Raw genomic sequence first — 819 nt, 5'->3', positions numbered from 1 at the left:
TAGGGTTTGTGGGGATTCACATGAGGGTTAGGTTATGATTCAAGCATCTGATGGAACGCTTTGTGCTGACAGACGCCCAATGGGCGCTGATTGAACCTCATTGCCTTGGCAAATCGACCGATCCGGGCCGAAGCGGTCGCGACAACCGTCTTTTCATGGAAGCGGTGCTGTGGATTGTCCGAACGGGCAGTCCATGGCGTGATCTGCCCGCCGCGTTCGGCAACTGGAGCACGGCCTTTCGTCGCTTCAGCGACTGGCGCAATGCCGATGTTTTCAAACGGATTTTCGAGGCCCTGTCCAGTGATCCGGACATGGAATATGCCATGGTCGATGCAACGATCGTGAAGGTTCATCGTCATGGTCAGGGCGCAAAAGGGGGACACAGAGCCTGGCCATTGGCCGCTCGAAAGGCGGCATGACGACGAAGATTCTCGCGCTGACGGATGCCTTGGGCAATCTCGTGCGTTTCCGTCTGATGCCCGGACAGCGCTTCGATAGTGTGGAAGTGCCACCGTTGATTGACGGTCTCAAATTCGATGCCTTCATCGCCGACAAGGCATTCGACAGCAACGCCATCATTGCCGAACTGAATGAAAGGGGCGCAACAGTCGTTATTTCCCAGCATCCGCGACGTTCAAAGCCACTGCTGCTGGATCGGGAAATCTATAAATGGCGGCATTTGATCGAGAACTTCTTCTGCAAGCTCAAGGAATTCAAACGCATCGCAATGCGGGCCGACAAAACAGACAAAAGCTTCAGCGCCATGATCTATCTCGCCGCAGCCATCATCCATTCACGGTGAATCCCCACAAGCCCTAG

At 54.8% G+C, this 819-nt stretch carries 1 protein-coding gene; it reads left to right on the top strand.

Annotated elements, in window-relative coordinates; genetic code table 11:
* Positions 1-50: 50 nt before the first annotated feature.
* A protein-coding gene (locus tag GOB86_RS15635; protein ID WP_198912063.1) for an IS5 family transposase occupies positions 51-802 on the top strand; the annotation gives its coding sequence in 2 pieces (ribosomal slippage) (positions 51-381 and positions 381-802; 753 coding nt in all).
* Positions 803-819 lie beyond the last annotated feature (17 nt).

The organism is Acetobacter lambici (assembly GCF_011516885.1).
Classification (GTDB): domain Bacteria; phylum Pseudomonadota; class Alphaproteobacteria; order Acetobacterales; family Acetobacteraceae; genus Acetobacter; species Acetobacter lambici.
This window is presented reverse-complemented; position numbering and strand designations above follow the sequence as displayed.